The sequence below is a fragment of the Pseudomonas sp. GM33 genome, assembly GCF_000282295.1.
In the GTDB taxonomy this organism is placed as follows: Bacteria; Pseudomonadota; Gammaproteobacteria; order Pseudomonadales; family Pseudomonadaceae; genus Aquipseudomonas; species Aquipseudomonas laurylsulfatiphila.
This window is the reverse complement of record NZ_AKJO01000021.1, coordinates 39,810-46,577: the sequence shown is the minus strand read 5'-3', so window position 1 is coordinate 46,577 and position 6,768 is coordinate 39,810. Positions and strand designations below refer to the sequence as shown.

General features: G+C 60.0%; 8 protein-coding genes. 1 reads left to right on the top strand and 7 read right to left on the bottom strand.

The genetic code is table 11. The annotated features are described in order from the left end of the window. The 3 genes from PMI26_RS25355 to PMI26_RS25365 all read right to left on the bottom strand — a co-directional run. Positions 1 to 304 (bottom strand): PilW family protein (locus PMI26_RS25355; RefSeq protein ID WP_007970943.1); only part of this gene is annotated, 304 nt, incomplete at its 3' end. Then, on the bottom strand, positions 301 to 750 hold the full coding sequence (gene pilV, locus PMI26_RS25360; RefSeq protein WP_033047438.1) for a type IV pilus modification protein PilV: 450 nt from the start codon (positions 748 to 750) through the stop codon (positions 301 to 303). The genes PMI26_RS25355 and pilV, both read right to left, overlap by 4 nt. After that, positions 747 to 1,220, bottom strand: a complete 474-nt coding sequence (locus PMI26_RS25365; RefSeq protein WP_007970940.1) for a GspH/FimT family pseudopilin — start codon at positions 1,218 to 1,220, stop codon at positions 747 to 749. The genes pilV and PMI26_RS25365 overlap by 4 nt, the downstream gene beginning before the upstream one ends. Before the next feature lie 124 nt (positions 1,221 to 1,344). On the opposite strand from PMI26_RS25365, the gene PMI26_RS25370 reads away from it, so the two are divergent. After that, the gene (locus tag PMI26_RS25370; protein WP_007970938.1) at positions 1,345 to 1,884 is read left to right on the top strand and encodes a GspH/FimT family pseudopilin; all 540 of its coding nucleotides are present in this window, start codon (positions 1,345 to 1,347) and stop codon (positions 1,882 to 1,884) included. Here the strand turns inward: PMI26_RS25370 and ispH are convergent. From ispH to ileS, 4 genes are all read right to left on the bottom strand, one after another. Next, positions 1,853 to 2,800 (bottom strand): 4-hydroxy-3-methylbut-2-enyl diphosphate reductase, encoded by a 948-nt coding sequence (gene ispH, locus PMI26_RS25375; protein WP_007970936.1) that lies wholly within the window; start codon positions 2,798 to 2,800, stop codon positions 1,853 to 1,855. The two genes, PMI26_RS25370 and ispH, sit on opposite strands and share 32 nt — an antisense overlap. A gap of 175 nt (positions 2,801 to 2,975) precedes the next feature. Beyond that, positions 2,976 to 3,413 (bottom strand): FKBP-type peptidyl-prolyl cis-trans isomerase, encoded by a 438-nt coding sequence (gene fkpB / locus PMI26_RS25380; protein WP_172435717.1) that lies wholly within the window; start codon positions 3,411 to 3,413, stop codon positions 2,976 to 2,978. 7 nt (positions 3,414 to 3,420) lie between these two features. After that, positions 3,421 to 3,933, bottom strand: coding sequence for a signal peptidase II (gene lspA / locus PMI26_RS25385; protein ID WP_007970932.1), 513 nt, complete (start codon positions 3,931 to 3,933; stop codon positions 3,421 to 3,423). Next, positions 3,926 to 6,757 (bottom strand): isoleucine--tRNA ligase, encoded by a 2,832-nt coding sequence (gene ileS / locus PMI26_RS25390; RefSeq protein ID WP_007970927.1) that lies wholly within the window; start codon positions 6,755 to 6,757, stop codon positions 3,926 to 3,928. The genes lspA and ileS overlap by 8 nt, the downstream gene beginning before the upstream one ends. Positions 6,758 to 6,768 lie beyond the last annotated feature (11 nt).

Below are 6,768 nucleotides of genomic sequence, written 5' to 3'. Positions count from 1 at the left end.
GCGTCAACTGGCGGCCGCCGTTGTCCCAACGAATCGGCGTTGTACGACTGGCATGGAAATCACCTTTCTCACTTGAATCAGTGATCGTTTCCAGACAACCGAACATCCCGACCATGCGGATTTCCTTAATCATTTTGCTCAACACGAAACGTGCATCCTCCTGCATGTTCGCGGCCGCATTCTGACTGAGATAGGTGTTCTTGGCCGCGATGAAAACCTGCACCACGCCGAGCACCACGATAAGGCTCAATGCCAGGGCGATCAGCAGCTCGACCAGGCCGAAGCCTTTGCTGCAACGAGTCATGGGGTCGCCCCCGGATCGACGGCTGTGCGGCTGGTCAGGACGAAGCTGCGCCGCGATTCAGCAGTCTTCGCGGCCCGTGAGTCGTCCCAGTTGATCGTGATGGTGTACACATGCTGGTTGACGGTGACCCTGCCGGTCGCGGTGGCGCCGAGTGAGCTGACAATGTTGGCATTGAAGTCAAAGAGGTCCTGATCCCGGGCAACGTCTGGATTGCCCGAAGCCGGAGGCGCAATGGTGTAGTCCGCAGCGGCGTTGGCGCGAATGCGGTCCAGCATGTCGTAAGCGATAAAACTGGCCTGACTGGTCATGCGCGCGCTGTCCGTGTACTTCAGCGCATTAAGCTGAAACGCCGCTGCGCCCAGCAACCCCACTCCCAGAATGACTAACGCCACCAGGACTTCGACCAGCGTCATGCCCTCCTGCGAGCCTTGCATCCCTGCCCTCATCCGCAACGTCCACCCAATAGAATTCGTCCGTTCAAACACACTGTCAGCGTCCTGCTTTGTGCTCCCCGCCCATAGCTGATCACCACCTCCGAGGACGGCGATGACAATCCGCCCAGACTGTTGAAATCGATAGCAGTGACGCCAGAGGTTAGCGCCAGAGTTGCGCCGTTGCTCATCGCCGGAACAACCCGCAATACATTGGCCAAAGCGCCAGTACCGTCGTAAATCGCCAGCTCCCCACTCCAGACATTCCCGCCAGCTGTCGGCCGCACCCGCGTGGTATTGCCCCGATCGATGGCTTCGAGCCGAGCAACATTCAAAGTTCGCTGCAGGTCCGCGATTTCGGTATCAACCCTGGTTGTTTGCGTCGAGCGGGTAAACGCCGGGACGGCCATAGTCAGCAGGATCAGAAGAATCGCGAGCGCGATCAGCAACTCGATCAGCGTGAAACCTTTTGTACGATGCTCCATCGGGCCCTTCTGTTTCCTTCGGCTATACCTGCTGTTGCGCAGCACAACGTTCGAACGATGCTGTGCGTTGCCATTTCTCGCGCACGGATTGCGCGAGCCACAGCACGCCACGGAGGGAAACATCATGCGACAACACGGCTTCAGCCTGATCGAACTGCTCATGGGACTGGCAATTACAGGAATTGTTCTGCTTCTGGTTACTCCGGCGTTCGCAACGCTGATCGAGTCGAACCAAAGACAGCAAGCGGCGCAGGCTCTTTTCAGTGGTATTCGCACCGCCCGGAGCGAAGCCATCGTCCGCAACCAGGCCGTGGTGATTCACGGCATCAACGGCGACTGGAGCCAAGGCTGGCGGATGATCCTGGATATCAGCGGCAAGGGGCAGATGGACAGCGACAATCCACTGTTGGCCGAACGCCAGAGCGGCGCACGCGTGTCGATTGCAGGGAACGGTTCGGTCGAAAGCTCAATACGATTCAAAGGTCAGGGCGAAGCACTGATTGGAGGAACGTTATACATTTGCGCCGCTCGCGAGCAGGTAAGCCGACATCAAGTGGTGTTGGCACGGACCGGTCGCGTCAGCCTGCGCAACGACAAGGTTGAGCAGGCGTTATGCGAGAAAAGGACTGAATTCAGAGCAACGAGCGAACGCGCAGTTCTTTAGGCATCGAGAACGTGATGTTCTCCTCGCGACCGGCCAGCTCATCGGCACCGGTGGCACCCCAGGCCTGCAACTGCTGGATCACGCCGCGCACCAGGACTTCCGGGGCGGATGCGCCAGCAGTGATGCCGATACGCTCGACGCCGTCGAACCAGCTCTTTTGCAGGTCTTCGGCACCGTCGATCAGGTAGGCCGGAGTGGACATGCGCTCTGCCAGCTCGCGCAAGCGATTGGAGTTGGAACTGTTCGGGCTGCCGACCACCAGCACCACATCACACTCGTCGGCCAGTTGCTTGACCGCGTCCTGACGGTTTTGCGTGGCGTAGCAAATGTCGTCCTTGCGCGGTCCGCCGATAGCCGGGAAGCGCGAACGCAGGGCGTCGATAACACGACTGGTATCGTCCATCGACAAGGTGGTCTGGGTCACGAAGGCGAGCTTTTCAGGGTTGTTCACCTGCAACGCCGCGACATCTTTCTCGTCTTCGACCAGATAGATCGCGCCACCGCTGCTGGCATCGTACTGGCCCATGGTGCCTTCGACTTCCGGGTGACCGGCGTGCCCGATGAGAATGCACTCTCGGCCGTCACGACTGTAGCGAGCCACTTCGATGTGGACCTTGGTCACCAGTGGGCACGTGGCATCGAACACCTTCAGCCCGCGGCCAGCCGCTTCGCTGCGCACGGCCTGGGAAACGCCGTGTGCACTGAAGATCACAATGACGTCGTCCGGCACCTGATCCAGCTCTTCGACGAAGATCGCACCACGGGAGCGCAGGTCTTCGACGACAAATTTGTTGTGGACCACTTCATGGCGTACGTAGATCGGCGGCCCGAAGACTTCCAGGGCGCGGTTGACGATTTCGATCGCCCGGTCCACACCGGCACAGAAGCCACGGGGGTTGGCGAGTTTGATTTGCATGCTGTGCCTCGTGTCTTGCGCGCGAAAAATGGTAATGCCCTGCCGTTCGTCGAACACCGTGTTCAAGAACAGCGAGGGTTAAGTGTGGGAGCGGGCTTGCTCGCGAATGCTGACTGACATTCAACATTTATGTCGTCTGACACACCGCTTTCGCGAGCAAGCCGCTCCCACACTTTTACAATGCTTTGACGGAAATGATTTCCACGTCAAAGGTCAGCGTCTTGCCCGCCAGCGGGTGGTTGAAGTCGATGGTCACTTGCGCGTCGTCGAACTCTTTCACCACGCCCGGCAGTTCAGTATTGGCTGCATCGTTGAAGATCACCAGCAAACCCGGCGACAGTTCCATGTCTGCAAACTGCGAGCGCGGAATGATCTGCACGTTTTGCGGGTTCGGCTGGCCGAACGCGTTTTCCGGCTCGATGCTCAGTGTACGCTTGTCACCGGCCTTGAAACCGAACAGGGCTGCTTCGAAACCTGGCAACAGGTTGCCGTCACCGACCTTGAAGGTCGCCGGGGCTTTGTCGAAGGTGCTGTCCACCGTGTCGCCATTCTCCAGGCGCAATGCGAAATGCAAGGTGACTTCCGTGTTCTGGCCGATGCGTTGCTCAGCCAATACCTGTTCAGTCATGAACGGTTTCTCCGGTCTTTTTACTTTTGAACATATCCAGTGCCAGCATGACAGCACCTACCGTGATTGCACTGTCGGCAAAGTTGAACGCCGGGAAATACCAGCGGTTCTGCCAATGCACCAGAATGAAATCGATCACATGGCCCAAGGCAATGCGGTCATACAGATTGCCCAGCGCGCCGCCGAGCACCAGCGCCAGCGCAACCGCCAGCCAGGTCTCGTTGCGCCCCAGACGCTTGAGCCACACCACCAGCACCGCACTGACCACGACTGCGATCAAGGCGAACAGCCAGCGCTGCCAACCGGAGCTGTCAGCCAGGAAGCTGAATGCCGCGCCAGTGTTGTAGGCCAGGGTCCAACTGAAGTAATCGGGAATGATCACAATCTGCTGGTACATCTGGAGCTTGCCTTCGAAGTAGAACTTGCTGGCCTGGTCGATGACCAGGACCAGCAAACTCAACCAGAGCCAGCTCAGCCGTCCGAAACGGCCAACGGCATTAGGCATAGTGACGGACCTCGCCAGCGCCGCTGATGTTGTCCACGCAACGACCGCAGATTTCCGGATGCTCCGGGTTCACGCCGACGTCTTCGCGGCAGTGCCAGCAACGGGCGCATTTGGCGTGGGCCGACTTGACGATCTTCAGCTTCAGGCCGCTGACTTCAGTAACGACCGCGTCCTCTGGCGCCTTCACAAACGGTGCAACGCTGGCAGTCGAGGTGATCAGCACGAAACGCAGTTCGTTGCTCAGCTTGGCCAGGTCGGCAGTCAGCGCGTCTTCGGCGAACAGCGTCACTTCGGCTTGCAGGTTGCCACCGACAGCCTTGGCTGCACGCTGGATTTCCATCTCTTTGTTGACCGCGACCTTCACTTCCATGATGCGGTCCCAGTAGGCGCGACCCAACTCGAAGCCTTCCGGCAGTTCGCTCAGGCCTTCGTACCAGGTGTTGAGCATGACGGACTCGTTACGCTCGCCCGGCAGGTACTGCCACAGTTCGTCGGCGGTGAACGCCAGGATCGGCGCGATCCAGCGCACCAGCGCTTCGGAGATGTGGAACAGCGCGGTCTGGCACGAACGGCGGGCCTTGCTGTCGGCACCAGTGGTGTACTGGCGATCCTTGATGATGTCGAGATAGAAGCCACCCAGTTCCTGCACGCAGAAGTTGTGGATCTTCGAGTACACGTTCCAGAAGCGGTATTCGCTGTAATGCTCTTGCAGCTCACGCTGCAGCAGCAGGGTGCGATCCACGGCCCAACGGTCCAGCGCCAGCATTTCTTCGGCCGGCAGCAGGTCGGTGGCCGGGTTGAAACCGGTCAGGTTCGACAGCAGGAAGCGCGCGGTGTTACGGATACGCCGGTAGGCGTCCGCACTGCGTTGCAGGATCTGCTCGGAAACGGCCATTTCACCCGAGTAATCGGTCGAGGCAACCCACAGGCGCATGATGTCGGCGCCCAGGGTGTCGTTGACTTTCTGCGGCGCGATCACGTTGCCCAGGGACTTGGACATCTTGCGGCCGGACTCGTCGACGGTGAAACCGTGGGTCAGCAGTTCGCGGTACGGCGCGTGGTTGTCGATGGCGCAACCGGTCAGCAGCGACGAGTGGAACCAGCCGCGGTGTTGGTCCGAACCTTCCAGGTACAGGTCGGCGCGCGGGCCGGTCTCGTGGCCCATCGGGTGCGAACCGCGCAGGACGTGCCAGTGCGTGGTGCCCGAATCGAACCAGACGTCCAGGGTATCGCTGATCTTGTCGTACTGCGGCGCTTCGGCGCCCAGCAGCTCGGCGGCGTCCAGTTTGAACCAGGCTTCGATGCCTTCGACTTCGACGCGCTTGGCAACTTCTTCCATCAGTTCGACGGTACGTGGGTGCAGCTCGCCGCTTTCCTTGTTCAGGAAGAACGGGATCGGCACGCCCCAGTTACGCTGACGGGAAATGCACCAGTCCGGACGGTTGGCGATCATCGAGTGCAGGCGCGCCTGGCCCCAGGCCGGGACGAACTGGGTATCTTCAATGGCCTTGAGCGAGCGCTGGCGCAGGGTGTCGCCAGTGGTCGGCTGCTTGTCCATGCCGATGAACCACTGCGCGGTGGCGCGGTAGATCAGCGGGGTCTTGTGGCGCCAGCAGTGCATGTAGCTGTGTTCGATGACGGTGGTGTGCAGCAGCGCACCGACTTCGGTCAATTTGTCGACGATGGCCGGGTTGGCCTTCCAGATGAACTGGCCGCCGAAGAACTCCAGCGAAGGTACGTACACGCCGTTGCTTTGTACCGGGTTGAGGATGTCATCGTTGACCATGCCGTACTTCTTGCAGGTCACGAAGTCGTCCACGCCGTAAGCCGGTGCGGAGTGAACCACGCCAGTACCGGCGCCCAGTTCGACGTAGTCGGCCAGGTATACCGGCGACAGGCGGTCGTAGAACGGGTGACGGAAGTTGATCAGTTCCAGCGCCGATCCAGCAGCGGTAGCGATCACCGAACCTTCCAGCGAGTAGCGCGCCAGGCACGACTCGACCAGCTCTTCAGCCAGCACCAGCAGCTTGTCGCCGACGTCGACCAGGGCGTAGTTGAATTCCGGGTGGACGTTCAACGCCTGGTTGGCCGGGATGGTCCACGGGGTGGTGGTCCAGATCACGATCGAGGCCGGTTTGCCCAGGGCAGGCAGACCGAAGGCGGCAGCCAGCTTGGCTTCGTCGGCAATCGGGAAGGCCACGTCGATGGTCGAGGACTTTTTGTTCTCGTACTCGACTTCCGCTTCAGCCAGGGCCGAACCGCAGTCGAAGCACCAGTTCACGGGCTTCAAGCCTTTGAACACGAAACCGCCCTTGACGATTTCAGCCAGGGCACGGATTTCCCCGGCCTCGTTCTTGAAGTCCATGGTCTTGTACGGGTTGGCGAAGTCGCCCAGCACGCCCAGACGGATGAACTCGGATTTCTGCCCTTCGATCTGCTCGGTGGCATAGGCGCGGCACAGTTCGCGGGTCTTGTCCGCGCCCAGGTTCTTGCCGTGGGTCACTTCGACCTTGTGCTCGATCGGCAGGCCGTGGCAGTCCCAGCCCGGGACATAAGGCGCGTCGAAGCCCGACAGGGTCTTCGAGCGGATGATCATGTCCTTGAGAATCTTGTTCAGCGCATGACCGATGTGAATCGTGCCGTTGGCGTACGGAGGGCCGTCGTGCAATACGAACTTCGGACGATCCTTGCCAATTTCGCGCAACTTTCCGTACAGGCCAATACTGTCCCAGCGCTGCAGGATCTGCGGTTCGCGCTGTGGCAGGCCGGCCTTCATTGGGAAGGCGGTGTCCGGAAGGTTTAGCGTGGCTTTATAGTCGGTCATTTAAGGCTCTT